Below are 26,969 nucleotides of genomic sequence, written 5' to 3'. Positions count from 1 at the left end.
AACGAGAAGAATATGCCAAGAGGAAATTACACCATTCAAAGAAGTTGCGAGGAGTGTGGTAAAATCTTTACTCCTCCCACATTAGTGTCGAAGTATTGTTGCCCTGCTTGTTCCAAGAGAGCATATAAGAAAAGACAAATCGCAAAAGAGAAAGAAGCGATACGCCAAGCACTGATTAGACGAATACCATCCTGCAAGGGGTATCTAACCGTAAAGGAAGCTATGCTGATTTACGGAATTAGTAAAGACGTTCTTTATCGTATGATACGGCAAGGCTTGATACCGTCATACAATTTTGGTCAGCGTCTGATACGCCTTAGTCGGCAGTATATGGATGAACACTTCAAAACAAAGGCAGGGAGTAGAAAGAGAAAAAAAGAGGCATTATCCTTTGAACCCAAAGATTGTTACACCATCGGAGAGATTGCAAAGAAGTTCCATATCAATGACAGCAGTGTATTTAAGCACATACGCCGTCATTCTATTCCTACACGCCAAATCGGTAACTATGTTTATGTTCCCAAATCTGAAATTGATAGATTATACAAGTCGTTATGAAGAAAGTGTTACCTAATACCAAAGTGACCGTCAAGCTCAGAAGGTCAAATTATAAAGAAGAGTGGTATTTGATTATAGAATCATATCCAGTTTATAAGCGAGGTTCAAGCCGTGCAAGCCGTGTGGTGGAATCCATTAACCGGACTATATCCACACCTGTTTGGGACAAGTCTTCCATAGCACGTATCTTACCGGATGGAACATTCAACTATAAGCCTAAACGTGATTTGAATGGGATTATCCAATGTCGTTCAACGATAGACCAAGAGGCTTGTATCTATGCCGACAATGTGCGTAAGTTGCGGCAACATGAATATGATAGTGCCATCCTATACACTGATAAGGAAAATGAAATCGCTGCACAGAATGAGCGGAGCGAACAGGATTTTATCAAGTATTTCAATGGTATTATAAGCACACGTCATCCCAACAGTTCCGATTCGATTATAGTCAATTGGAGGCGTGTAGGCGAATTATTGAAAATGTATTCACAAGGGCAACCAATTCCATTCAAGGCGATTTCCGTAAAACTGCTTGAAGATATAAAGATGTTCCTTCTCCGTGCTCCAATGGGAGGGAATAAGAAAGGTACTATCTCACAAAACACGGCATCGACTTATTTCTCTATACTCAAAGCCGGATTGAAACAGGCATTCATTGATGAATATCTGACCGTTGATATAAGCGCGAAAGTAAAGGGAATAACAAACATTGAGAAACCTCGTGTTGTGCTTACCATGAATGAAGTGCAAATGTTGGTTGATACGCCGTGCAAGGATGATGTTTTGAAACGTGCGTTCTTGTTCTCTATTCTCACTGGATTGCGGCATAGTGATATTCAAACTTTGAAATGGAAACAAATTCAGCAAACAAGCAAGGGTACATGGCAAGCTGTCGTAATTCAGCAAAAGACAAAAAGGCCCGATTACAAGCCAGTCATTCAACAGGCACTTCAACTATGCGGCATACGTCCAGACGATGATGAAGCACTTGTTTTTGAAGGATTGACTGATGCCTCTTGGATTTCTCGCCCGTTGAAAGTCTGGATAGAAGCATCCGGTATCAAGAAGCACATCACCTTCCATTGTGGCCGCCATAGCTACGCTTCGCTGTTGCTGGAAAATGGCGTTGACATATACACCATCAAGTCTTTGATGGGACATACTAACGTCAAAACCACGCAGATTTATACGCACATCGTAAACGAACAAAAAGAGAAAGCCGCCAATACGCTGCATATAGAAAATTTGGATTTATAGGTTGTGGTGGTTGTATTCACCATTGAGCACCAATGACTTATGTAATACCAATCATATACTTACCACCGTTTACCCCTCATGAAGCATCGGCTTTTTGAGGGGTGTTTTGTAGATTGAAGCTTTCGATAAGGAATGTGTTAGTCCCAATAGTGGTTTATTCCCCTTTTATTATGTCTTCCAATAAATTCTCGTATTAATGAAACTTAAATCTGTCAGTGGTAAATGAGCGGTTGATTGGTGGCGGTCAAGCACCTATTTAGCACCTATAAGCATCCCTATACTTTTGCGGCATAAACTTTAATACGAAGAAAAAATGGCCTATAAAGTAAATTCATTGGAGGAAATGCCGAATGCGTTGTCCTACCTGATTGAGTCCGTAGAAGTACTGCAATCCAAAGTAAATGCCTTACAACATAAGCAGGCAAGTAGCTCACCTAAGTGGATGGATATAGACGAGCTTTGCGCTTATCTTCCATCACATCCAGCCAAGCAGACTGTTTATGGATGGGTATCAACCAAACAGATTCCCGTACATAAAATAAATAAGGCATTAGCTTTCTTGCAATCGGAAATTGATGATTGGTTGAAGAATAAATCGCATAAGACACAGGATGACTTAATGGAAGAAGCCAGACGATTTGTCGAATCTAAAAAGATTATCAGATGATGGGAACGACAGATTATTGCTTTTCGTTCTTTCGCAAGCCCATCCAAAACATCGAACCGATAAGGGCGGTAGGCATTGTGGATGTGTATCGCTATATCATCGGGCATTATGCGCAACCACAAACTGAATCCCTGCGTTTGATGCTATCTTCTTCCGAATCCAAAAGATACAAAGCCACCCATTTTGATTATTGTACTTTTTCGGGATTATTCCGCAAACGGAATGAGAAGGAACTGATTATACACTCAGGATTGATGTGTTTGGATTTCGACCATGTGGAGAATATCGTGGATTTAAAACAGCAATTACTCAATCATGAGTATTTTGATACGGAACTGTTATTTGTCAGCCCATCCGGTAGTGGCTTGAAGTGGATAATACCTGTTGATTTGAAAGGATGGGAACATTCCCGGTACTTCAAGGCTGTTGCCAACTGCATCAAAGCGACAGGTTTGCCATCAGTGGATATGTCCGGCAGTGATGTGGCTCGTTCTTGCTTCCTGCCATACGACCCACAAGCATATATTAACCCTAAATACAAAAATGATGTCGAAGAAAATATTTTCCGCCCAAGATTGGGAGAATATCCCTTCTGAAATGCAGCAAACACATACGCCTGATATTGATCCTATATATAATAAGGTAAAGGATGATGTAGAAAGTGTTGTTCGGGAGATAGAACAACGTGCTATTGATATAGCCCCCAGTTATAAAGATTGGGTGGAGTTGGGTTTCGCGCTTGTGGACGGATTGGAAGAAAGCGGACGAGAATATTATCATCGTATCAGTAGGTTTTACCCTACCTATCAAAGGGAAGAAACAGACAAACAATATACGCATTGTTTGCAATCCAAAGGGCAAGGCATTACTATCCGTTCTTTCTTCCATTTGGCAAATCAAGCCGGAATCCCATTGGTACCGTTCAGCAAAGAATATTTATCCATTTTGCCAAATATCCAAAATGGTAAAACGGGTAAATGGATAAAGTCAGAGGAAGAACTTCCTGCATTTCCTGAATGTGTGTTTGAGCATCTTCCTCCTTTTCTAAATGAGGTTGTCAATAACTCCATTTCGGTAGATGACCGTGACACGATACTGATTGGGGCTATTGTGTGTTTGTCGGTATGCTTTCATAATGTTTGTGGTGTGTACGATGAGCGTATTGTTTATCCGAATCTCTATCTGTTCGTGGTGGCAGATGCCGGTATGGGAAAAGGAGCATTGACCTTATGCCGAGAACTTGTAGCTCCTATCAACCGCCATTTGCATGAACTTTCAAAACGATTGGAACAGGAATACAAGGAAGCGATGAATGCTTATATCAAAGGTAAGAAAGATAGTGGAAGGTCTATGCCAGCCGAACCGCCCATGCGTATGCTCGTCATTCCTGCCAATAGCAGCGCAAGTTCTTTCTTGAAGATATTGGGAGATAATGACGGAATCGGATTGTTATTTGAATCGGAGGGCGACACGTTAAGCCAGACTTTGAAGTCGGACTATGGTAATTATTCCGATGTGTTGCGAAAGGCATTTCACCATGAGTTGGTCAGTTTGAGCCGGCGTAAGGACAGAGAGTATTGTGAAGTAGCTAATCCGAGAGTGTCAGTCGCTTTGGCTGGAACGCCTGAACAGGTAAGAAGGTTGATACCTGATGCGGAAAACGGATTGATGAGTCGCTTTTGTTTCTATATTATCCGCTTCAAACGAGGCATAAGAAATGTGTTTGCCACAAGCGACATTTCTCAATCCAAGAATGCCATATTCAAACTGTTGGGAGATAAATTCTGCCATTTGCATGAGGAATTTGTACGGCAGGGTAATTATTCCTTTTCTCTTCCTTCCGATTTACAGGAACACTTTATAGAATATCTCAGTCGGGTGAATGAGGAATGTTGTGACGAAGTGGATAACAAGATGCAAGGAGTAGTCAGACGGATGGGACTGATTGCTTATCGTATAATGATGGTGTTGACCGCTGTCCGACATTTGGATAATGTGATTCACGAATCTTCTTCTGAAGAGACTGTACAATTGGTTTGCCATAAGTTTGACTATTCTATAGCTATGAGTATTTGCGACACCCTGCTTTATCATGCCGTATTCATTTATCAGAATTTGTCAGGAAATCATTCTAAACGATTCAATACCGCTGCGCCGGAGACAGGCGTTTATGCACGAAGGAACACCCTTTATAATATGTTGCCTGACACTTTCACAAAGAAAGATTATGATGCGGCGGTTTTAACTTTGGGCGAGAATGGAAGTACGGCAAACAAGTGGATAGAAGCCTTTATTAAAGATAGCAAGCTATGCCGAATAGAACAAGGGAAATATAGGAAGATTTTTTGAGTGGCAAGTTTGTGTTTTAGTGTCACTAAAACCTATGCGGCAAGCGGATAGAACTGCCACTCTCAAAAAATCAAATTATGAATTATATAAAGTTTAGATAAGTATGAAGGATAAGAAACTTGGTGGTCGCCCAAAGTTGGCGCGTTATCAGAAACGCACGAAATGTTTTCGGGTTATGTTTACCGAGAACGACTACATTTATATCCAATCCAAAGCGGAACAGGCAGGATTGTCTGTCAATGAATTTTGCCATCAGGCGGCAATGGATTGTCAAGTCTGTCAACGCATCAGTCCTGAAATGGTATCGGCTATTCGTGACCTTTCCGGCATCGCCAATAATGTCAATCAGATTGCCCATCAGATGCATACCTATGGGTTAGAAGCTGTCAAGCAACAATGCTTTTCAATCATATCAGAAGTCAGTAGAATCATCACCCAAGTAAAGAACAATTGCCATGATAGCGAAGATTAAAACAAGAGCGGATTTTGGTGGAATTGTGAATTACGCCAATGACCAAAAGAACAAGAAAAAGAGTGCCACACTTTTGGCGCACGAAGGTGTCTGTGCCATTAGCAATAAAGCCATAGCCGATTCTTTTCAGATACAAGCATCTATGCGCCCGAAAGTAAAAAGTCCGGTAAAACATGTATCACTTGCTTTTTCTTCGCAAGACATTAGCCGTTTTCCCGATAATGAAGAAGGGGATGCGCTTATGGTGGAGATTGCCAAGAAATGGATGGAGCAAATGGGGATTCGCAATACTCAATATATCATAGCCCGACATCACGACACGAAACATCCTCATTGTCATTTGGTATTTAACCGGATAGACAACGAAGGTAATCTCATTTCTGACAGCAATGAAAGAATACGCAATGCAAAAGTCTGTCGTGCTTTGACTAAAGAGTATGGACTTTACTTTGCTCCTAAAAATAGCAAAGCCAGAAATAAGAATCGTTTGCGCCCTTATCAATTACGGAAGTATAATCTACGTTCTGCAACTCTTGATGCGTTGGCTGTATCTCGTTCATGGAATGATTTTCTTGGCATTCTCAAAGGTCAGGGTATAGATATGCGCTTTAATCGTGCTGAGAACTCTGATAAAATTCGTGGTATATTATTCTGTCAAAATGAGTATAGTATAGCCGGTTCTAAACTTGACCGTGATTTGAGCTTTAACAGCCTTTGCGTTACGTTGGGCAATGTGGCATCGGAACTGATTGTTCAACCTCATCAAGCCATAACTTCCGGTGGAGGTGGAGGAACAAATAATGAACAAGGATGGCGAGACGACAAAGACAAGGATAACCAAAGAAACGAACCTTTTTATAAACCCTCAAAACGTAGAAGATAATGAAAGAAGATGTAGTAGCTGCAAATCTTACAAATTTGCGTCAAAGTATTAGTGAATTGAAGGAATGCATTGATAGGCAAAATGTCACTGCTACTCAGCCGGAGCAATGTATAAAAGTGAATTTAGATGAAAAGACCATTTATAATGGAGTCGCCAAAAGTTTCTGTACTTGTTGGAACGATGCGCTATCAGTAGTAAAGAAACATATTTGGAAACAACAGCCGGACACATTGCCGTTTTCACTGTGGTTCCCGAAACTCATTGAACTTTTCAAGCAGAAGTACAAACTTCTTGAATATCTTTATAGGCATGTTTGTGATTACAATCTCAACCGTATGACTATTGAGACAAATACCGAAAGCATATTAAAACGGCAGAATGAGATACTTACGAAAATTAATGAACTGAAAAATCCAGTAACCATTATTCCACCCAATATCAATGGGATGTTTATACGTGGTTATCATATTAAACTCCGATATATTGTAATCTTTATTATCGCTATTATGATGTGGGCAGTTGCTGCTTCTATTAGTAGTATGAAGTATAAAGAAGAATCCTTTGCGCATTATTCAATGTATCGGGCTGTAAAGGAACAATCTGAATTTATATTTAAAAGACTGGAGAACTCAAAATAAAGAAATAGAATCTATTACATATAAAAATACTGCTTATTAAGAATTTATTCTTTTATATCTTTATAAATATGGCTAAAAGGATTTTTCTTGTTATTATGGGAAAGTATAAATAATAAAAAAATGAGAATTATGATTTACGGATACATTAGAGTAAGCAGCGATAAGCAGACAGTAGAGAATCAGCGTTTTGAAATTAATAATTTCTGTGAACGTTATAAACTTGTAATTGATGGTTGGATTGAGGAAACCATTAGTGGTATGAAATCATACAATAAACGTGAATTGGGTAGGCTTTTGCTACAGATTCAGAAAGATGATCTCATTATCTGTGCAGAATTATCACGCTTGGGAAGAAATCTGTTCATGATTATGGAGATATTAAATATTTGTATGACCAAAGAATGTCGTGTGTGGACTATAAAAGACAACTATCGTCTTGGTGATGATATCCAAAGTAAGGTTCTTGCCTTTGCTTTTGGACTATCTGCTGAGATTGAACGTAATCTTATTAGCCAGCGCACGAAGGAGGCTTTGGCAAGAAAAAAAGCTGAAGGTGTGACGCTGGGACGACCAAAGGGAAGAAAAAGTTCTGTAGAAAAATACAAACTTCATGGAAAAGAAAATCTTATCCATGAACTTTTAAAGGCAAAAGTCTCTAAGCGTAAAATTTCAAAATTATGTAAAGTTGATAGAAATACGCTTGACCGTTTTATAAAACAGTTTTTGACGGAATGAAACCGAGCGTTTTCGTGCAGCAACAAGGCTTTGCTTGTAATTTCGGAGGCTCTGATTCGTGGGTGATTCTCTCGCCCATTGAGCAGAATATCAAACGCAAGATTGAGGCTACGGGGACACCTCTCAAAGATTGGGATATCAATATTTGTCGTGGTGTTCTTACTGGCTACAATGAAGCTTTCGTTATCTCTACAGAAAAACGTGATGAGATTCTTTCTAACTGTCAAACTGGAGAAGAACGTGAAAGAACGGCTGAACTTATACGACCGATTCTGCGAGGCAGGGATATAAAGAGATATGGTTATAACTGGACTGGTTTGTGGCTAATCAATACTCATAATGGAGTTAAGGGGAAGCTACCTCGCATTCATATAGAGGATTACCCTGCAGTAAAGGCTCACTTGGACCAACATTGGGATAAAATTTCCACACGTACAGACAAAGGCGATACACCATACAACCTGCGCAACTGCGCATATATGGAGGATTTCTCGCGGCCAAAAATCGTGTGGGGAAACCTTAATCTAACGGCAAGTTATGCGCTGGTTGAAGACGACAGTTTCATCAATGCCCCTTCTCCCATGATAGTGCCAGCAAGCAAATATCTATTGGCTGTACTCAACTCTAAGTTGGCAGATTACTACATTAGGCAACTCGGTGTTACACGCAATGGCGGTTACTTTGAGTATAAGCCCATGTTTGTGGAGAAATTACCTGTGCCCGCTAATTGCAGTAAAGAAACCATGCTTTTTATTGAGGCATGCGTGGATGCTTCAGATGAAACGGCCATAGACAAAACGGTGTATTCTCTTTATGGCTTGACCGATGAGGAGAAACTGCTTGTAGAGGAAAGCACAACACAGGATATATCTATTCTCCGTGAGTTGTCCGACTCGTTGAGTTGAACAATTCACAATTCTGAGTTGGGTGACTCTGAAACAAGCTGGTTTTTATATGAGTATATAAGACTCTTTTCTTCATCAGACAGTTCCAGCTTTTTCTCCAGTAATTTCTCATAATCAGGTTCGGCATACTCCGGAATCACAGGTATGGGCAGTTTCATGAGATATTCTTTCTTATAACGGAATCCGGTATTATCGAATACGGGGCCCATATAAAACCTTACGAAAACGAAGAATCCTATTTCTGAACACAAGAACCTGCATATCTGTTCTATGTGATTGCCTGTCATCATAAAAAGCGTGGCTTCAGGAACAAACTTTTCTGTGTCAAGGGCAAAATAGGGATATTGTTCCATTCGTTCTTTGCTTCGTGGTAGCCTCATTATATCTGGATAGAGAATTTTTGGCCGCGAGAAATCCTCCCAATAGCTGATGCTGTCTTGGGTCTCAAACCACTTATTATTAGTTTTTTTACGCGCTTTCACTTTTTCGCCATTGATGATGTGTGTCTCGCCTGTTTGCTCAAGTCTCTCAATACCGAAAGTTAGGAGATAATTCTTTACCGCAGGGTATTGCTCTATGTCATAATGGCGAGATGGGAATGTAGCAATGAGGTATAAACCAGTCCAGTTATAACCATATCTCTTTATATCCCTGCCTCGCAGAATCGGTCGTATAAGTTCAGCCGTTCTTTCACGTTCTTCTCCAGTTTGACAGTTAGAAAGAATCTCATCACGTTTTTCTGTAGAGATAACGAAAGCTTCATTGTAGCCAGTAAGAACACCACGACAAATATTGATATCCCAATCTTTGAGAGGTGTCCCCGTAGCCTCAATCTTGCGTTTGATATTCTGCTCAATGGGCGAGAGAATCACCCACGAATCAGAGCCTCCGAAATTACAAGCAAAGCCTTGTTGCTGCACGAAAACGCTCAAATTCTTAACGCTGTCTTTATTCTGTTTGTTAGTAACAGCGCACAGCGTCTTATGCTCGTTTGTTCCTTTGTCAAAAAGCAATATATTCGTGTCAACAGTTGCACTTTCAAAGATTTTTACTCCAGCGAAATCAATAAGCAGTTGTGGATTAGTATTCTTGGCAAAAAAATCGCGAGTCTTCTCACCATAACCAGCACGCATCCACTTATTGGATGTTATATAACAAAGGTGTCCATTCGATTTGAGCAACTGCCAACCGCGTTCATAGAAAAGACAATAAATATCTCCTGTTTTGGCAAATGTTTTGTATCCACATGGCTCATAAAGCTTTGCTAATTCACCGCCGTTGTTCTGTAACTGGATGTAAGGAGGATTACCTATTACAATGTCAAATCCATCCTTCACATTGAACATCCATTCTGGGTCAAAAAATTCCGCTACAGCATTTTGGTCATAGGGATTCCAAGCAGCCAATTGTTTTGCATCTTCCGGAGCAAAATTTTCATCATCAGCAAGTAATTTTGCTAACTTTTCACGAAGAGATTTATCCTGCTCACGCAGAGTGCTTTTACGGTTAGCTGTCTTTGCAGAAAAATGCTCATGACGTACTCTTGTCAATTTTTCCTTTGTTGGCTGAATTTCTTGATTTTCAAATAAATTTCTTTGTATGTTGCGTTTCTTTTTTGCAATTAAAGAATTAGCAGCCACGAACTTCGTTTCCAGATTAGGCAATGTCGGAATACCAAAATTTGGTTGAGATACGTCTTTCTCACAATTGCAAATAAGTGAGATAAAGAAACGTAATTTGGTTATCTGTGCAGCGATGCTCTGAATATCACTACCATAGATGCAATTCTCTATGATTGCCAATTTCAAATCGTATATATTTTCATTTGGTGATATACGAATGAGAATATCAATCATACGATTAAGCAACCCCATAGGGAATGCACCTGACCCACAGGCTGGGTCAAGAATCTTGATGGCCTTCAATTTCTCAGCAATAAGATTATAATCCTCTGCCTTACTCTTGTCGAAAGAAAAATCCTGCTCAAACAAGGAGCGAATCAAAGGTGCGTCACCTAAGTATGCAATAAGGCTTTCGTCCACCATATAGTTGACAACCTCACGAGGGGTGTAAAACGAGCCACTTTGATTTCGTGCCGTTTCCTTCGTTTCTGGATTGTATGCGCCTAAAAGATTTTCGAAGACCTTTCCCAACAATTCAGGATCAAGGGCTACTTGTTGTTCTTCTGGAGAATTTTCTTCGATAGTGAAATTGTAGCGACTTAGGATTGAAATTAATCCTTTTTCAGGTTCAAAGAACAGATTATTGGGCACTACTGCACGGTTTCGATAGCGTCCGTCAGCGAAGCATTTTTCGTTTCGACTAAAACCATCATAATTGAAAGCTTGTTCGACCCCATCAATAGTCTTAGTTTTATCAAGACATTCAAAAAGTCCTCCATTAAGAAATGGTACTTCTGAAAACAGATTGATGACCTCATTCTCGCTGATATTAAACATTTCTGCATATCGATATAAGGTTTTAATGTCTCTCTTTACATTAGTGGCAAACTTACGCTTGTTTCCCTGTTCATCCTCAATAGCACGGTTAAGTGTAGCAAAGAAAAGATTTTGAAGAATGGCATTATAGTAATTTCCAACTGTTTGATTGTAGGGATCAAACTCTTTCAGAATAGTTTGTAAATACTCTATGTCAAATAGTTTGTTAGGAATTAAATCTTTTTGTTTGATGAACCATACAAACATAATGCGAGTAATCATACGGATAATTTTTGTTTCTAAATCCTCACGGTCGTCATCTTCTATGGTTGTATTGTTTGGGAAAGATACATGAGAAGAAGGTTCTATTGCCCATTGGTACCATTCAAACAAGTCTTTGTAGAATTGTTTGGTGAGTGCTTCGACAGAAAAAGCAGCTGTAATGTCGCTGAGGGTTTGTTTGCTGTTTTTTAATACACCAAACTGATCAATTGCAGTACGGCATCCACGCCCTTCACCAAGAAGATAGGTGTAACGCTTGGTGTTGGTCGATATTTTCTCATAATCACCTTGCTTATTGAATCCCCACGTTTCACTTACATATGAAAAACGAAGTACACTTTCATTTTTACGGTAACAGAATATAAATGCACCAGCATATCCCATATTACGCCAATCGGAAGTAAGCATATCACGTATACCTCGACGGTTACGTTCTATATCTACTTTTTCTGTAAGTTCTACTTCGTAGATAGCAATAGCTTCACCATCAGAAAGCGAAATCTTACCCAAATTGAGAGCGTCTTTAGCAAGTCTGCTATTTACATGTACTGCTGAAGGACGATTCCAAAAACTTACTTTGTTGAGAAATATGTCGTGAAGTAATTGTTGCCATGCGTCACGGTTATATCGGGATTCTATAACTTCTTTGTAGTTCATATTAATATCTTTATTATTTATGTAAATGATTCTGATAAAATAATTTCAGCTTTAGTCTCCTGTGGATTTAGTAATGCTTCCTGTGCAGTATAATAAGGAGCATACTTTTTTGCCATCTCAATGATTTCAGCAAGTGCTTCATCATGTGTCATACGAGTTTTTCCACCTATGCGGCGTAAGTCTTTTTGTATGCGTTGCAAGCGTTTTGCAATGTAGGTGATAACGCCGCGTTCTGCTAAAGTTTTAAGTTGAACAACTTTTATGTATAAGTCGTTATCATCAATCTCACGGATAAAGTTATTTAATAGGCTTACCGCAGTGCTGACTTGAGCCCCCATGGTTGTTTGTTCATCATGAGCCGTTTCTTGTGAACGCATTTCATCATCTTGTATCGCACGAAACTTCTGTAATGCTATATTTATGTGTTTATGGTGTTGTCCCATACGCTCTACTGGCTGTTCCTCTTTAACAGCCTTGAAATATTTAAGTGCATCAAGCACGGATAACTCTTCTGCTGTTTCAGATACTAAGAAGAATACTTTACGGAAATTTGTTTTCAAAAACACAAGAGTATCATTTGAAAGTGTCACTCCGTCTATTGTTTTTGCTTCACGACCTGTGCGGCTACGTAACGATAATTTGGCTATACGGTTGTATTCCCTCCGATTGGTTTGATAGAGCGTACGGAGTTCTTCATAATAAGGAAGTTCCTGATTACATTCTTCTTTCTGCTGTTTCATTCCTTCATCAAAGAGTTTACTAAGATCACGATCAAGTATTTCTTCTAGTGAATAAATTTGGTTATCTTCTCCAAATGTAGAATGGAAAGTTTGAATTTTACTCAATGCTATTTGATTGAGATTAATTTCACGATTTCCTTCACGTGACGGATAGAATACATAATTATATATATGTTTGGATACAGAGCCAATACGATTTACACGACCAATACGTTGCATTAACCTTGTGCTGTTCCATGGGGTATCATAATTTACAATTACGTTAGCACGATGCAAGTTCACGCCTTCTGCCAAAACATCCGTAGTAAGTATGATGTTGTAATCGTTGAGTTTTGCTTTGTAATTCGCATCAAAATTTTCACGAATAGTTTTGAATTGCTTACTTCTGTTATCAGCAGAGATCACTAATACATCTTTACGGTTGATACGACGAGCTAAATATTTCACCGTATCAACAGATTCTGAAAATACAACAAGTTTTTGTTCGGAATTACGTTCTTTCTTAAACAACTCATGCTTAAGTAATTCATTGAATTTTGCAAACTTAGAATCGTCTTCATCTGTTATATCTTTCCATTCTGCATATAAGTTTTCAAGTATCTTTTGGTCGTTATTGAGCATTTCTATGAATTCAGGTTTGAAATCATCTACTGCAAAGATCGCGTTTTTCGGATTATCTTCCGCTTTGGCATTAAGTTTCTCTTCAATTTCGTCATCACTCAAACCTGATTCTAACAGTACGTTAATGTCGAGATCTGGAGCAATGAAAACTTTATTACGGTCGAACATATCAATCATATTTTGATTCGCTTGTCGGAAATTATCTAAAGATACTTGGAAGGCATAGAAACTACTTTCCAAACGTTTTACTAATCCGTTCTTACGAATACCAGCCAAACTACGGCTTATTAACTCCGCATTGTCATATAGTCCTTGCGCTACTTCTGGTTTAAGATAGGCAATGGCTTGATAGCGAGCGTATGCTAGTTTTTTTTCAAGCGTAAGCATAGCATGTTCAAACAAATCTGCAAGATGCTCATTCAATTCATAACGACTTTCATTAGGTCGTTCGACTTTCGGGAATCCGTTTATATCCTTGTTGTAACGAACAACGCTTTCGATATCTGTTCTTGTTCGGCGAACTGTTAAAGGTTTGATGACTCGGTCACGGACATGTTCTGCCAATTTTTTGAAACGGCTAATGTCAAAATCAGGTTCTCTCCTTAACCGCTTAAACTCTTTGATTAGTGGTGCGAAGAATGCTGTAAGGTTGGAAACTCCGTCAATAGTACAGCGACGTGGGTCTTGAAAGAGTTGTATCTCTGTGTATATATCAGCAGGAGTGTTGTTCATAGGCGTTGCAGATATGAGCATCACCTTCTTTTTATAACCAGATATATTGCCATTTTCAATGCGTGGCATCTTGCAGATTTCCTGTAATTGTTCAAAAGCAGAGGTTGTATGTGACCGGAATTTATGTGCTTCATCCACTAATATTAAATCAAATTCGTCTGCATTCCAATAATTATAATTGTCCTCGTCAAGAACTTTAGATAAACTTCCATTAGAAATAAAGTTTGCATACTTATCAATACCGAAATCTTTGAATGTAGCTTTCCAGTTTTGTTCTACAGCAGGTGGATATATCACAAGAATTTTTGTCTTGTCACGACCATTCTCAATTAAAAACTTTTTGGCTATCATGGTGGCGATGACTGTCTTCCCGAGACCAACAACATCTGCGAGAAAAAAGCCATCATAACGTATAAGTTTCTGAAATCCTTCTTCAACAGCATCCATTTGGTAGTCATATTTTGTGTAACCATCAGGCATATCGAAAGGATTATTGTCATCGGTTGCCATTACTCGGTCGGAGAAATATTCCATGAGCATTTTGATATAAAGATCATAAGGCGAAACATCTCCTTTGAGATAAGTTCTATCAATAGAAATTTTAACATCATCTGCGGTAATCTCACATCCTTCTGCTTCTTTCCACAACAATTCAAATTCATCTTTTGCAAATTTAACATCGTCATATCTATCCAATTTTACATTGAATTCGTATTGTCGTTCTTCTGTAATACCAAGTCCATTACCGGATAAATTACTTGATCCAGTAATAGCCATGCTTTGAGTATACTGGTTAAATTCATCAGGGTAGAGTACATAAATTTTCGCATGAATTCTTTTTGAAGGATGAGCCCGCAGTTCTAATTTTCCATCAATAAGGTCTTGTACCATTTGTAACACACCATCTTCTACTTCTTTATGATAATGTGACTGTTCTATATCTTGACGTATTTTGCGAAGACAGTCTTCTTTAACTTCTTCCTCTGCACCAAAAAATATTTTTCCTTGCCTTGCAGCTTGTGCTATATATTTATCTACATCAATACCTATTAGTATTCTTACTTTATTAATACTATTAAGGAATGGGCGCAAGGAAAAATAACCAGATGCTCGTAAGAATCCGACAACAGCATCAAGATTGCAAATATGAGGATTATGGTGTAGTATGCCCTCAAATTCTTTTATAAGGGTGTTGTTATCTCTATTGGTAAAGAAATTAGAGTGGGTATTTATTTTTTCAGCATTATCCATATTCTTAATAAATTAAAGTTCTATTTCTGACTATTTTCTTTTTCCCTTCTTTCCTTAACTTTTTCCAATCCCGGCATCTTTTTAGCCAATGCACTTTCTCCAGCAGGAAAATAGAGAGGAAAGACTTGAAATAAGAAACTCACAATGTCATTGCGCTTCTTGCCCATGTTGAAAAAAGCAGAGCAGATAAAATACATAAGCTCTTGTTGGCTACAAGTGTCTTGTTGTATGACTATTGAAGGAGTTACTATTAGGTCATGTTCTGCAAATGCGTAAGCGCTTGCAAGAATGGATTTCTGTTCTTCTTCAGTGAACATTTTGATTTTTTCAGCCAACCATTCAAGTTCTTCTCTTTGAAGTGCTTGTTGTTTTTCATTTTGGTGTTCCAGTAAAATAGATACTTTTTCTTGTTCTTTTTCGGTCAATGCATTTTCCAATGCTTGATTCTTCCGTTTAAGAACGTTGAATTTCAGCAATGCTGCAATGTACATACAGAAATATCCTACTGCAATATCGAATATTAGGACAAGCAGATAATTGTTGCTTGAATTTTGGGTATTTCCAGCCATATACTCACTGATAGGAATGACGGCTAATAGCATGATGATGGCTATTACATAAAGCACCCTATATCGCGTTTTATGGCTTACCTGCGGCAAGGAGGCAAACAAAAAGGCGATAATCAAAACGGCAATTATTGCACAGAGTGGTATGAAAGATGTTCCCATAGGTTTATTGTTCTATTTGAGGACTAATTACAATGCGCCAATAGCCAGTCTTATCCGAACCTTCATGAGCCAAAATTCCTATATCCCTAAGGTTCTTGATGTTTTTCTCTATAGCGCGTTTAGTTACACCAACCTTGTTAGCCATATTATCGGCTGTGATTGATGGGTCAGAAATAACGAGGTCGATTATCTTTTGTGCAGTTTTACTGACTTTCTTAGGTATTTCCGATGTGTCTCCGAACATTTTTGCATTTACACCGAACTTTTTCACCGAACTTTTGCTGTTTACACCGAACATTTTTGCATTTACACCGAACTTTTCGACCGAACTTTCTTCGTTTATAGGGTACTTTTCGAGGGTGCTATTTACCCTGTTAGCCACTTCCTCAACAGGTATTCTTCCGTTATCACCCCAGTTCAGATTATAAAAAGTGGTGAAGAAAGAAGTTGCTTCCGTCTGATATTGCGGTTCTTTTCCTTGCAGGAAGTTGGGTAGTTTTTCTGTAAGCTCTCGCATTTTACGCAAACCGGAACCACGTTTCTCCATATAGTCCAATTGTGTAAATACATCTGCAATGACAGGGTTACGACGCATGGACGGCACTTTGTATATATCACGGTCTTGGATTTGTGTACCATCAAGCATCGCACCGGGTGATACCAATTCTACTCGGTCGTCATAGATATCAATATGTACTTCACCACCCATTACAGTATAATCTCTATGGATAAGATGGTTTACTAACCCTTCAAAGATAGCACGGTCTGAATAGTCGGGAAGGTTCAAGCGATAGTTCGGCATCTTCACCCATCCGCTCATGGTGTAGTTCTTAATGAAGTCCATGCCATATTTCAAAAGCAATACAAGATTTGCTCGATGTTCTACGGAACTGATGGCATCGTCTTTATATAGTCCCGTCCAACGGGTACAGAAAATACGTGATTGGAATACGGTACAATTATCCACAAACAGCAATCCGGCATTGGTTAGTTTACCGTCAGATGCGACCAGTCCGAATGATTCCAAATACTTATCGTTCCATTCCTGATGAGTTTGCTCACGGAATGTATTGGCAAGAATGATGAAAGAGTGCTTGTCTGCATCCACTTGTGTAGGCAACGAATCCCAAGTCATGTGCGTGCCCTTTAATACTAACGAAAGAAGTTGTTGCGAATTGCACTCTACACTTTCATTACCGACTCTTGTATAAGCTGTACGTGTTCCGTCTTGATAATAATAATAAGGTGTCAGCGTTCCTGCCTTTACTTTCACTTCAAGCAGGGTACGTCCTTCGTGTTCAATCGGAATAAGCTGTACGTCCGGTACAGGATCAAGTCTTGCTTTTATCATTTCACTGATAAAGTCGGCATCTGCTTGCGGATTCTCCAAACCTACAATCACTCCGTCATCATTTACTCCATAGAATAAACTGCCACCGTTCGTATTGGCAAAAGCCGATACGGATTTAAGCCATGATTTTACTTTCTTTCGTTCAAGCATTTCCTTGAAATCGTAAGACGAGCATTCAGCTATCAATGTATTGTTATGAATTTGCATCGTTTTCTTTTTGTTGTTTGGGTATAAAGCCCGATTTTATATACAAAGGTAAGGATAAAACCGAATATTCTGTTAAAATCGCCCCATTGATTTGATTATTATGTGTTTATATTCTATTTAAAATGATAAAATCCATATTTTTGTAATTAAGAAATTCTCTTTGCATGAAACTATAATGTTACATGTGTTAGATTCTAATATGTGAATGATAGATAATGTCTTATATCTGATTTAATTTTTAATTGAAATATTTGATATCAGAGTGACTAACAAAATCGTAAAATTATACTAAAAGATAAATTACTTATGACAACATATAATAATCCATCAGTTGGTGATATTATTCGCGTAAGAATTACCGGTATAAAACCGGATCTCGGAGCATTTGCAAGAATGCCCAATGGAGTTGACGGTTTGATAAGACTTCATGATATATCTTGGTCTAATCAGTCTGTGATTCTTTCTTCATTATCGGAAGGTGATGTTCTTGATGTAAAAGTTATCAAAGAATTACCAGATGGAAAGTTGAATCTAAGCCGAAAAGATCTTCTACCCAATCCAAGAACAGTTGAAAAAGGTACCATATACAAGGTTACTATAAAATCAGTTGAGAGTTTCGGTCTTATTGTAAACTTAGGAGACAGCACGGCACTTGTTCATATAAGTGAACTTCCAACAATAGAGTACAAAGAAGGTGAAGAAATTACTTGTGTTGTAATTGACAACAATTACGACCCAGAGAAGCATCGAAACAAAATTTCGATGAGTGTGTTGGCTCTACATGATTATTATGCAAAAGTACATACTGAGAATGAACGGGTAAAATGTTTGTTTAAAGGTATCATTAAAAATGAAAACTCTACCTCTGCTCTTATTGAAGCAGATGGATTAATAAAGGTAATTGTACCTTCTAAACGTTTTGTTGAACCTTATAAAACCAGACTATTGAACAATGAAATAGAGACTGATGAAGAACTTGAATTTGTTTTCCTTAAATATAATGAAAAGTTAAAAGTTGTTGTTTTGGATATGCGTCCAATCGAGGCCGAGGAAAAGAAAGCTAGAGTTGATTGGTTACGTTCACAACTAAATAAAGGCGATATCATTGATGCTATTGTTAAGAATGTAAACAACAAATTTGCTATTATAGACATTGGTAATACCGGAATCTTAAGCAGTATATATAGAGATGAACTTTCACCAAATAAAGTTATTCGTGCTAGTGATGAAGTTTTTCCAGGAGAACATATCCGTGTTGCATATATGGGAGAAGACAACGGGCAGCTGATTTTTAGTAGGAAGTTTTTTGTTGAAGATAAGTACGAAGAGAGCCTCTACGAACTTAGTCTTACAGATTTATTGGCTACTATGGGATTAACAACCAATCGTTTTATTGGCAAAGTTACAGAGATTAATTCCAAGTATTTTTTCACAGATTTAATGTCTACAGGAGATATTAAAGAAGAAAACAATGGTAAATTACTAGTAGATCCAATTAATGGAAAGTGTCTTATTGCCATCGTTGATGACCGATTGCGTAATTTTTTTGTTTCTGGTAATTATTATGAGATAGAGATTGACATGCCACGCAAAGAATACCGCATAGAACAAGGTTCTCCTTATATGTTTTGTGTGTCATCAAATAAAATTAAAGAAGCAGAAAATCCATATAAGGAGTCTGTTTCCCTTTCCTTTAAGCAACATACAAGTCCAAACACTAATACAAGTGTAGCTAACTTGCTTGAAGAAGTAGGTCAGAACCTCTATACTAGCAAAAAGAGAATGTTTTTTGAACTTCTTCAAAATGCTGATGATGCTGCACCAGAGAACGGCGTTAAAGTAAAGTTACAACTTAGCGATAATTATTTTGTTTTAACACACGATGGATCTGCATTTAATAAACATGACTTTGAATCAATTACATCTGCTGCAAAAAGCACAAAGAGTGCAAACAATAAGAAAACAGGCTATAAAGGTATTGGTTTCAAGTCTGTATTCACAAATTCTGAGTCTGTATTAATTAAAAGTGCCGGCTACAATTTTTCTTTCGACAAAAAATTACCAATCTATAATGATTTCAAAGCCTTTTACTACCATGTTAACGATATTGAGAATGATGTGGAAAAGCAAAAAGAATTTCTTCACAAATATCTAAAATACTTTAGGGAATTCAAAGGTGTAAAGGATATTCCTTGGCAGTTATTACCTATATGGTATGAATCATTAAAAATTGATCCATATGATTCCATTTTCAATCAAAAAGAAAATGTTGCCATTGCATTAAAAATGGATGAAGAAACACTTTCTGAATATCATGAGGCGATTAAAGAAGTGTTTTCTGAACCACGATTTATGTTATTCCTCAGGAACACTAATCGAGTGCAATTGATAGATAAAGATAAATGTCTTACTATTCAAAAAAAAATAGATAGAAAGAACAACATAGTTTCGCTTGTAAATTCTTTCAATGAGGATCATTTATCTGAAGATTTTTGTATTTATTCGTCAGATAATCTTTTAGTAAATGACGATGAATTCAAAAAGGCAGGTATTCAAATCAGAAGAAAAGAAAGGACTAATAATAGGGGTGAAAAAGAAAACTACTTTATTAAACTTGATCAAGATGGTAATGAATTAACAGAAGTTGCAGGTATTCCAGACCGTATTGCATCGGCTAAAGAAACAACTATCTCATTTGCTATCAAGCTTGATGAAGATGGGCTTGTCACACCAATCGGTGGAGATAACCTCTCATTATATGCTTATCTTCCTATGAATGAGCACAGATTCAAATTCCCATTCTATTTGAATGCTGATTTTATTCCCAAGTCTGATAGAGAAGGAATCCAAAGCGACAATCCATGGAATTTCTTCCTGTTCTATATGATTGGAAAGCAAATTGTAAGTATGGTTTCAAACTATGCTTCTGAACTCAATGTAAATTATCTTAATTTACTTCCAACAAAAGAATTCACCTATTTTAGTCAGGATACAGCAGCATTAGTCGATTCGTTTAATCGTGGATATAAGGGTGCTTTAACAAATATATCATTTATACTTAATGATAATAATGATATCGTAGGGCCAGATAATATTATATTTGATGCTTCTGGACTATCTTCTGCAATTGGTGCATCTGATTTCTATAAGCTAATAGGTACAACCAAACATTTACCTCATGAGTCTATTGATTCAAGTTCATTGTCAAAAGAAATATTTGGAATAGAAAAGATTACTACTGAAACTGTTATCACAATTCTATTGAATAATATTGATGCCCTAAAAAAATGGATTATTGATTCTTGTGATGATGGGTTACGTACATCTTTCTATGAATGGTTGGCAAAAGAAGAAAAAGCACATTCTCTAATTCCACTTGTTCCCACGTTTATGTTTGGAAAAGAATGGAAAACAACAAATGAAATTAAGTTAGAAGATAAACTCTTGTTTTCAACAGAGAAAATTTCAACCATAAAGTCAGTATTATCAAAACTTGGTTTTAAATGTTCTAATCATTCTGTTGAAGAACACCCATTATCATTGTTTATTGTTAGCCAAGATGAAAAAGCAATTTTTGAAAAAATAAAGGAAGAATCCTTAGATTCACTCACATTTAATGAGAGATTGCATTTATTTGTTAATATTGCAAAATTTGAAAACATTGGGGTTGAAACACTAAAAAAATGGAAAATCTTTAAAAATCAAAATGGTAACTATAGTCCATTATCTTCAATGTTTGCATATAATTCCAATTGTCCGGTTTGGCTATATGATTATATGTTAAAGCAAGAAGAAAGTAATAACTTAATTACTAAATACCTTGTTGCATCGGCAGATATTTATTCAAGCATTATTGAACCATATATTGATGACTTGATAAGTATTACAGATATTTCAGATATTCATAAAACATTCTTGTCATATTGGAGACCTGGGTTTACGATAACATTGTTTTCGAAAAGCAATATACCTACAGCAAGTTTGCTTCGCATTGTAGAGCAATCTGACCCTAATACTCAGGCAGCATATTCAAAGAGCATAAAAGCTATGCCTCTTTTAAGTACGTCGGAATATGACAAAGAATCTTTCGAATATAGATGGATGAAGATGGCATTATCCAACGATACGGCTGTTACTCATGCACGCTTAATAATAACAATTAATGGTAAAAGTTTGTCAGAATATAATCTTAAAGATGATTTTTCAATAAGTATAGGTGTAAATCTCTATACATTCTCGCTTTCGAAAATACTACCAGCATATTCGTCATCTTCTATACTTAGCAATGTAAGTTCAAAGTTTTCAAGTATAGATGGATTCGAAAAGATATTTGCTCAAAGGGAAGTTAACCCTACTGATGTTCGAAATCAGTTGTATAAGGAACTAACTGCATCAACTCAACTGATCACTGCAGAACAATTCTGTTTTCTTATTGTGTATAGAAAGTTTTGTGGTTACAATTATTTCGATAATATGCTAAAATCATGCATTCGTGCTAATGATCAGGATCTTTTCATCAAAATACTTGATAAGAGTATGGCACTAGATATTGCAGATATATTAAGTCCTATTATTGCAAATGGAGGAGTTCAATATCCTTTTGATAAATTGATTGGAACATATTTCGATAGTAATGAATTCACTTTACCAATAGAACAAGTGCCTCCGTTTATTGAGAACTGGGCTAATACGCTTGAAAAAAAACAATTCTTGATTCAACTTGGATTGCATGACAAAGAAAGCAAAGAGATACTGCGGAGAAAATCATTTAAAGAGGACAAATTAGAGAATATATGGAATCTTAATGATACTAATATAATAAAATCTTTCTTTAATTGGGTAGCCAACTCATTCCAACTTCCTATAGAATCAGAAAACCAAGCAAATATATTGTCAAATCTATACAAAACATTACGTCTAACTGGTTCATATTATGAAGATGATTTCTGTAAAGCAGCAGAATGGTCAAATCAATTGTATTTAGACTGGAAACAGAATTCAAGAATGTCAATATACATAATTGAAGGAGAGCTTCCGTATAGGGGCATTTATAATAATACTTACTTATTTAAAGGTTATGCGGGCGAATATACATATTTTGCAAACACCAGACATATCTATATATCAGCGAACAGAGAACCAGCATCTTCTCTAGCGGATATATACTCCAATACTACATTAAAATGTCCTTTCTCTAAAGAGGATTGGAATATGATATTTCTCGTATCAGCGGATATTGTTCAAGAAAAGGATAAACGCATAGCAGAACTTGAGCGAATGCTTGAAGAAACAAGAAGTAAAAAAAGAATAGACGGTGATTATTATGAGGATGAAGAAAGCTACGGCAATGTTTCCGATCGAGATAATCTCGACAAGGAATCCCGTATAGAGATGAATTTGGAAGCACGTAATGCTGCAAAAGATTACCTTGACTCATTAGAAGATTATGACTGCTTAGGATGGGATCCTAATCTTGGGAATGGTTTGGTTAAAGGTATTATTAAATTTAAAGGGAAATTAATAACCGTAGTCGTAACCAGTTCTATAGGACGAAAGCTATACCTTCATCCTAGATTATTCTCAGAATTAATGATAGATCCAGATAATTTGCTACTCAATTATGGCTATGACAGAAGGATACATCGTATTAGTTTTAATGATACTTTTAAAGACAATAAGGATGTCAACCTTATATTTGACACAGATATCATAACTCCTAAAGAATTTGCATATCTGGCTAATAGATATATGTACTCAAAAAAGACATGCTTCGTTATAGAAAATATAACATATTCTATTTCAGACCAAATAAAGGGTTTTGGACTTGACGAAAAGATGTCAGATTCTGATGTTTATACAAATATTGATACAGATGACTTGTTTGACTTTTAGAATAGAAATATAATGTATTATACAAGAGAGCAACATAAGAGATTTCTTGATAAAGAACTTATAGCAATAAGCGAAGAATATTTAAAGAAACTCAATTCTAAAGCAATAGCATTATTAACAGATAATGAAGTGTATGTTACACAGTTTGTAAAGTTAGACTTAAAAATGGCTGATTCCAATAATGCGGACCGTAGCGTATTGGGTTCTGGGCAACTTATACTTCGTTTTAAGAAGGATAAAGGAATTCCACGCAAGAATGAATATTTTACTGCAGTCGTATTAGAAAAAGAAATGAGTATCCCAAGGTATTGGGGAGAAATCAGTTGGGGTAACTTGCGTCGTCACCAAGTCGAATTTTCGGAAGTACATTGTGTCTGGCAGGGTAAAACAGATGACAATGGTTTCTTACTGTGTGGTTTTACTGGATTGTCAATAGATATGGCTAAATTCCTAGAAAACAAAGAAGGATGTGTAATAGTTCTTGGCCCTCAAGAGCCACCAATGGATTATTATCAGAACCTTATTGATGTCGTTAACAACAACGACACAAATATGGTAGCCAAGGACATCTTGGACTTTGACAAGAAGCTTATTGTATGGAATCCTATTCATATTAATTCAAATAAAGAACAGGTTGAAGAGATAGTCAAGACGTTAGAATCCACTTCTCAACTGATATTTCAGGGCCCTCCAGGTACTGGAAAAACTTATCTTATGGCTGAACTTGTTGCACATTTGCTGAGCCAAAATAGTAGTGTGCTTGTTACTGCCATGACTAACAGAGCATTGATAGAACTTGCAGAAAAGGACAGTCTAAAAAAATACCTCTCTGAGAAGCGGGTAATGAAAACAAATGTATCTTCTGACGAACTTATTACCTGCAAAAATCTTTGTCCTATAGATAGTAAAAAAGTAACATGTATTTCTGGCAATTTGACACTCTCAACATTCTATAATACAAGTGGTTGGGCTAAACAAAGTTATTATGAACAACCATTTGACTATGTAATTATGGATGAGGCAAGTCAGGCTTTGTTTGGAATGATAGCTGCATGTAAGAATCTTGGACAAAAGGTCATATGGATTGGTGATCAAAACCAGATGCAGCCAATCGTATTGTTAAGCGAAGAAACGCTTATGAGGAACGACTACGCTATGCTTGCAAATGGTTTTGTAACACTTTGTGAGAACTTTAACTACAAGTCGTTTATTTTAACAGAAACACATCGTTTATTGAAAAAATCTGCGGATTTGACAAGTATTTTCTATCATACACCTATTAAATCGGTAGCTGACTTTAAGTATGAATTAGTAAATACTACTATACACTATATTCCTAAGGAAGGTGGTACAGTTCTTGTTCCTAAGGATATGCCTATCGGTGAGAAAGCAGATAAAGGTAGCTGTGATTTCACTATTAGAATTATTAATGATTTATTATCATCTTATCCTAAATTGAATATTGCAGTATTAACAAAATTTCGTGCAGCAGTTAGAATGTTGCAGAATAGTTTTATAAGTAAATATGGTAGCAAAAACAATGTTCTCATCGACACCGTTGAACGAGTTCAAGGTATGACTTGCGATGTTTGTATCTATTATATTCCTAACACAATGATAGGAATGTCTCTTGATAGAGCACTGTTTAATGTTGCAACAAGTCGTGCAAAACAACTGACAATAATTGTTGCGGATAAATCAATACTCAATACGTCATGCCATAGAGATGTTCGTTCGTACTTAGTCAAAATAACTTCTGGTATTATACCAGAAAGAAGGGAAGATGATTCAAATAAACTTGAAGATAGTATAATTGAAGGCAACGGGGTAAGTTTGCATCTAAAAGGGAAAATTGATCTTTCACAATTTGAGACTTCAAAACAAAAATCTGTTAAGTCAACCACAAAAAAGAATATATATATCATCGACACTAATGTGTTTGTTAATTGTCCAGATATTATTTCTAAGATTGATGGACATTATCAAGTTGTTATGTCTGCAAAAGTTATAGACGAGTTGGACAAACTTAAAATTAAGCTTGATGCGACAGACAAAAAAAATGTAGAAACAGCTTTACGATTGATAAATAAAGCAATGGATAAGCCGAATGTCTCAATGGAACTTTCTGATCCTGACTTATTGCCAAATGATTTTAATAAAAAATCTCCAGATAATAACATATTAACGGTGGCACTTAAATTTAAAAATGAAAATCCTATTCTTTTAACTTCTGATAATGGCTTACAAGTAAAAGCGAAAGGACTAAGAATTGCAACTATTACACTTAAAGATTTCTTAAAGCATTAGTTATGCATTCGAATTGTATATTCTATAAAATCGCCCATTGATTTGATTATTATGCGTTTATATTACGATATTTATTGGAAAATTTTATATTTTTGCAGTCAAGAGTTGTTGTTGCTTATGGATGCTTATTTTCGGATTTGCGATATAATTGCAACACGTGTACGCAAGTTGCTCATACTGAGATAATGCTGATTTTGAGGAAGTAAAATAACTCATACCATATATAGATAATAAAAAGAGATCGTTTCTGAATATTCGGAAACGGTCTCTTTTTTTATCCTATCAACGGCAATGATCTTTTATGTAGTTCTTTAAAATATGAAATGCAGGTGATGCCATCGAGCTATGATCATAGCCACCTAACTCATACAGATAAGTTTCTTTATGTCCGACAACCTTCATCATACGCCAGAAATATGCATTTTCTTCATAACGGCCAAGCATTTCCATATCACGATCTCCAGAAACAATAATCAAAGGAGGAGCATCCGGGCGAACATAAAATAAAGGAGCAAATTCATCAATACCAGGTTGTGTATTTTTCATTCCCTTTGCCTGACGATAAGCAAAATGACTAATAGCATGTCCACTAAAAGGTATTAAAGCGGCAATAGAATCGGCATCTATATTATAGGCTTTCAACCATTTTTTATCCATACCAATCATATTTGTTAAATAACCTCCGGCAGAATGTCCTGAAACAAATATCTTCTGTTTATTACCTCCATATTTTTCTATTTCCTTGAAAGTCCATGCTACGGCAGAAGCGGCATCGTCTATGCAATCTGAGAGAGAAGCTTTAGGAAGCAAACGATAATTAACTGCTACGACAGCTAAACCACAATTCTTCAATTCCTCAGGAATAAACTTACTTCCAGCGGATAAACCTCCTCCATGAAACCAGACAACTGTACAAAAATCTTTTATATTTTCCGGATAGTAAATATCCAAATTACAACGTTCCTGGCTATACGGATTATTTGTTATATGATATGGAATATCTTTAACTACACGATAAACAATTGTATCCTGAGCATTAGAAAAATGAAAAACTAATAAAAACAGCAATAATAGTGAAAACTTTTTCATGGCACTTTCCTTTTGCCGGCAAAAATAACAATAAATAACTACAAGACAGAATAGGAATACTAATATATCTTCCATAACACACCTATATTATCAAAGCATTCAAAGCAAATGGAAAGAATATCCTCATTTAATAAAACAAAGTACAATACTGTGGGGATTTCCACAAACTAAAAAAGGAGTCCACTCAGATGAATGGACTCCTTCTCTC

At 36.7% G+C, this 26,969-nt stretch carries 17 protein-coding genes; 12 read left to right on the top strand and 5 right to left on the bottom strand.

Annotated features, from left to right (window positions below; genetic code table 11):
* The first annotated feature begins 12 nt into the window (after positions 1 to 12).
* The 10 genes from ACYIB7_RS04675 (at position 13) to ACYIB7_RS04630 (ending at position 8,466) form a co-directional block, all read left to right on the top strand.
* Complete coding sequence (locus ACYIB7_RS04675; RefSeq protein WP_264381030.1) at positions 13 to 558, top strand: helix-turn-helix domain-containing protein; 546 nt, start codon at positions 13 to 15, stop codon at positions 556 to 558.
* On the top strand, positions 555 to 1,817 hold the full coding sequence (locus ACYIB7_RS04670) for a site-specific integrase (RefSeq protein WP_287767305.1): 1,263 nt from the start codon (positions 555 to 557) through the stop codon (positions 1,815 to 1,817). Before ACYIB7_RS04675 ends, ACYIB7_RS04670 begins: the two co-directional genes overlap by 4 nt.
* Positions 1,818 to 2,130: 313 nt before the next feature.
* Positions 2,131 to 2,484 (top strand): methylation-associated defense system helix-turn-helix domain-containing protein MAD1, encoded by a 354-nt coding sequence (gene mads1, locus ACYIB7_RS04665; protein ID WP_008658991.1) that lies wholly within the window; start codon positions 2,131 to 2,133, stop codon positions 2,482 to 2,484.
* Entirely contained in the window at positions 2,481 to 3,080 is a 600-nt protein-coding gene (locus ACYIB7_RS04660; protein WP_480338255.1) for a BT4734/BF3469 family protein, read from the top strand. The genes mads1 and ACYIB7_RS04660 overlap by 4 nt, the downstream gene beginning before the upstream one ends.
* Entirely contained in the window at positions 3,031 to 4,833 is a 1,803-nt protein-coding gene (locus ACYIB7_RS04655; RefSeq protein WP_480338254.1) for a DUF3987 domain-containing protein, read from the top strand. Before ACYIB7_RS04660 ends, ACYIB7_RS04655 begins: the two co-directional genes overlap by 50 nt.
* Before the next feature lie 103 nt (positions 4,834 to 4,936).
* Positions 4,937 to 5,305 carry a MobC family plasmid mobilization relaxosome protein gene (locus tag ACYIB7_RS04650; protein ID WP_480338253.1) on the top strand — a complete coding sequence of 123 codons (369 nt, stop codon included), beginning with the start codon at positions 4,937 to 4,939 and terminating at the stop codon, positions 5,303 to 5,305.
* Complete coding sequence (locus tag ACYIB7_RS04645; protein ID WP_480338252.1) at positions 5,289 to 6,188, top strand: relaxase/mobilization nuclease domain-containing protein; 900 nt, start codon at positions 5,289 to 5,291, stop codon at positions 6,186 to 6,188. Before ACYIB7_RS04650 ends, ACYIB7_RS04645 begins: the two co-directional genes overlap by 17 nt.
* Positions 6,188 to 6,826: a hypothetical protein gene (locus tag ACYIB7_RS04640; RefSeq protein WP_480338251.1), complete on the top strand. Its 639-nt coding sequence runs from the start codon at positions 6,188 to 6,190 to the stop codon at positions 6,824 to 6,826. The genes ACYIB7_RS04645 and ACYIB7_RS04640 overlap by 1 nt, the downstream gene beginning before the upstream one ends.
* Before the next feature lie 129 nt (positions 6,827 to 6,955).
* Positions 6,956 to 7,561, top strand: coding sequence for a master DNA invertase Mpi family serine-type recombinase (locus ACYIB7_RS04635; RefSeq protein ID WP_004302103.1), 606 nt, complete (start codon positions 6,956 to 6,958; stop codon positions 7,559 to 7,561).
* Positions 7,558 to 8,466, top strand: coding sequence for a TaqI-like C-terminal specificity domain-containing protein (locus ACYIB7_RS04630; protein ID WP_480338250.1), 909 nt, complete (start codon positions 7,558 to 7,560; stop codon positions 8,464 to 8,466). The genes ACYIB7_RS04635 and ACYIB7_RS04630 overlap by 4 nt, the downstream gene beginning before the upstream one ends.
* Positions 8,467 to 8,471: 5 nt before the next feature.
* Here the strand turns inward: ACYIB7_RS04630 and ACYIB7_RS04625 are convergent, their stop codons facing one another.
* From ACYIB7_RS04625 to ACYIB7_RS04610, 4 genes are read right to left on the bottom strand one after another with little or no spacing between them, the layout of a single operon-like run.
* Complete coding sequence (locus tag ACYIB7_RS04625) at positions 8,472 to 11,843, bottom strand: Eco57I restriction-modification methylase domain-containing protein (RefSeq protein WP_480338249.1); 3,372 nt, start codon at positions 11,841 to 11,843, stop codon at positions 8,472 to 8,474.
* 17 nt (positions 11,844 to 11,860) lie between these two features.
* Positions 11,861 to 15,187 carry a helicase-related protein gene (locus ACYIB7_RS04620; RefSeq protein ID WP_287766685.1) on the bottom strand — a complete coding sequence of 1,109 codons (3,327 nt, stop codon included), beginning with the start codon at positions 15,185 to 15,187 and terminating at the stop codon, positions 11,861 to 11,863.
* A gap of 20 nt (positions 15,188 to 15,207) precedes the next feature.
* Positions 15,208 to 15,915, bottom strand: a complete 708-nt coding sequence (locus tag ACYIB7_RS04615; RefSeq protein ID WP_287766687.1) for a hypothetical protein — start codon at positions 15,913 to 15,915, stop codon at positions 15,208 to 15,210.
* A 4-nt stretch (positions 15,916 to 15,919) separates the two neighbouring features.
* Positions 15,920 to 17,473, bottom strand: coding sequence for an RNA-binding domain-containing protein (locus ACYIB7_RS04610; RefSeq protein WP_287766689.1), 1,554 nt, complete (start codon positions 17,471 to 17,473; stop codon positions 15,920 to 15,922).
* A gap of 306 nt (positions 17,474 to 17,779) precedes the next feature.
* On the opposite strand from ACYIB7_RS04610, the gene ACYIB7_RS04605 reads away from it, so the two are divergent.
* Together ACYIB7_RS04605 and ACYIB7_RS04600 are read left to right on the top strand one after the other, a co-directional pair.
* Complete coding sequence (locus ACYIB7_RS04605; RefSeq protein ID WP_480338248.1) at positions 17,780 to 23,365, top strand: S1 RNA-binding domain-containing protein; 5,586 nt, start codon at positions 17,780 to 17,782, stop codon at positions 23,363 to 23,365.
* A 12-nt stretch (positions 23,366 to 23,377) separates the two neighbouring features.
* Entirely contained in the window at positions 23,378 to 25,672 is a 2,295-nt protein-coding gene (locus tag ACYIB7_RS04600) for a PIN domain-containing protein (protein WP_287766693.1), read from the top strand.
* Positions 25,673 to 25,954: 282 nt separating this feature from the next.
* Here ACYIB7_RS04600 and ACYIB7_RS04595 read toward each other — a convergent pair whose 3' ends face one another.
* Entirely contained in the window at positions 25,955 to 26,761 is an 807-nt protein-coding gene (locus ACYIB7_RS04595; protein ID WP_480338247.1) for an alpha/beta hydrolase, read from the bottom strand.
* Positions 26,762 to 26,969: the final 208 nt, after the last annotated feature.

The sequence above is a fragment of the Parabacteroides sp. KHUB-03 genome (assembly GCF_056640975.1).
Note: the sequence above shows the minus strand (reverse complement) of the source record. Positions and strands in the feature narration are given on the sequence as shown.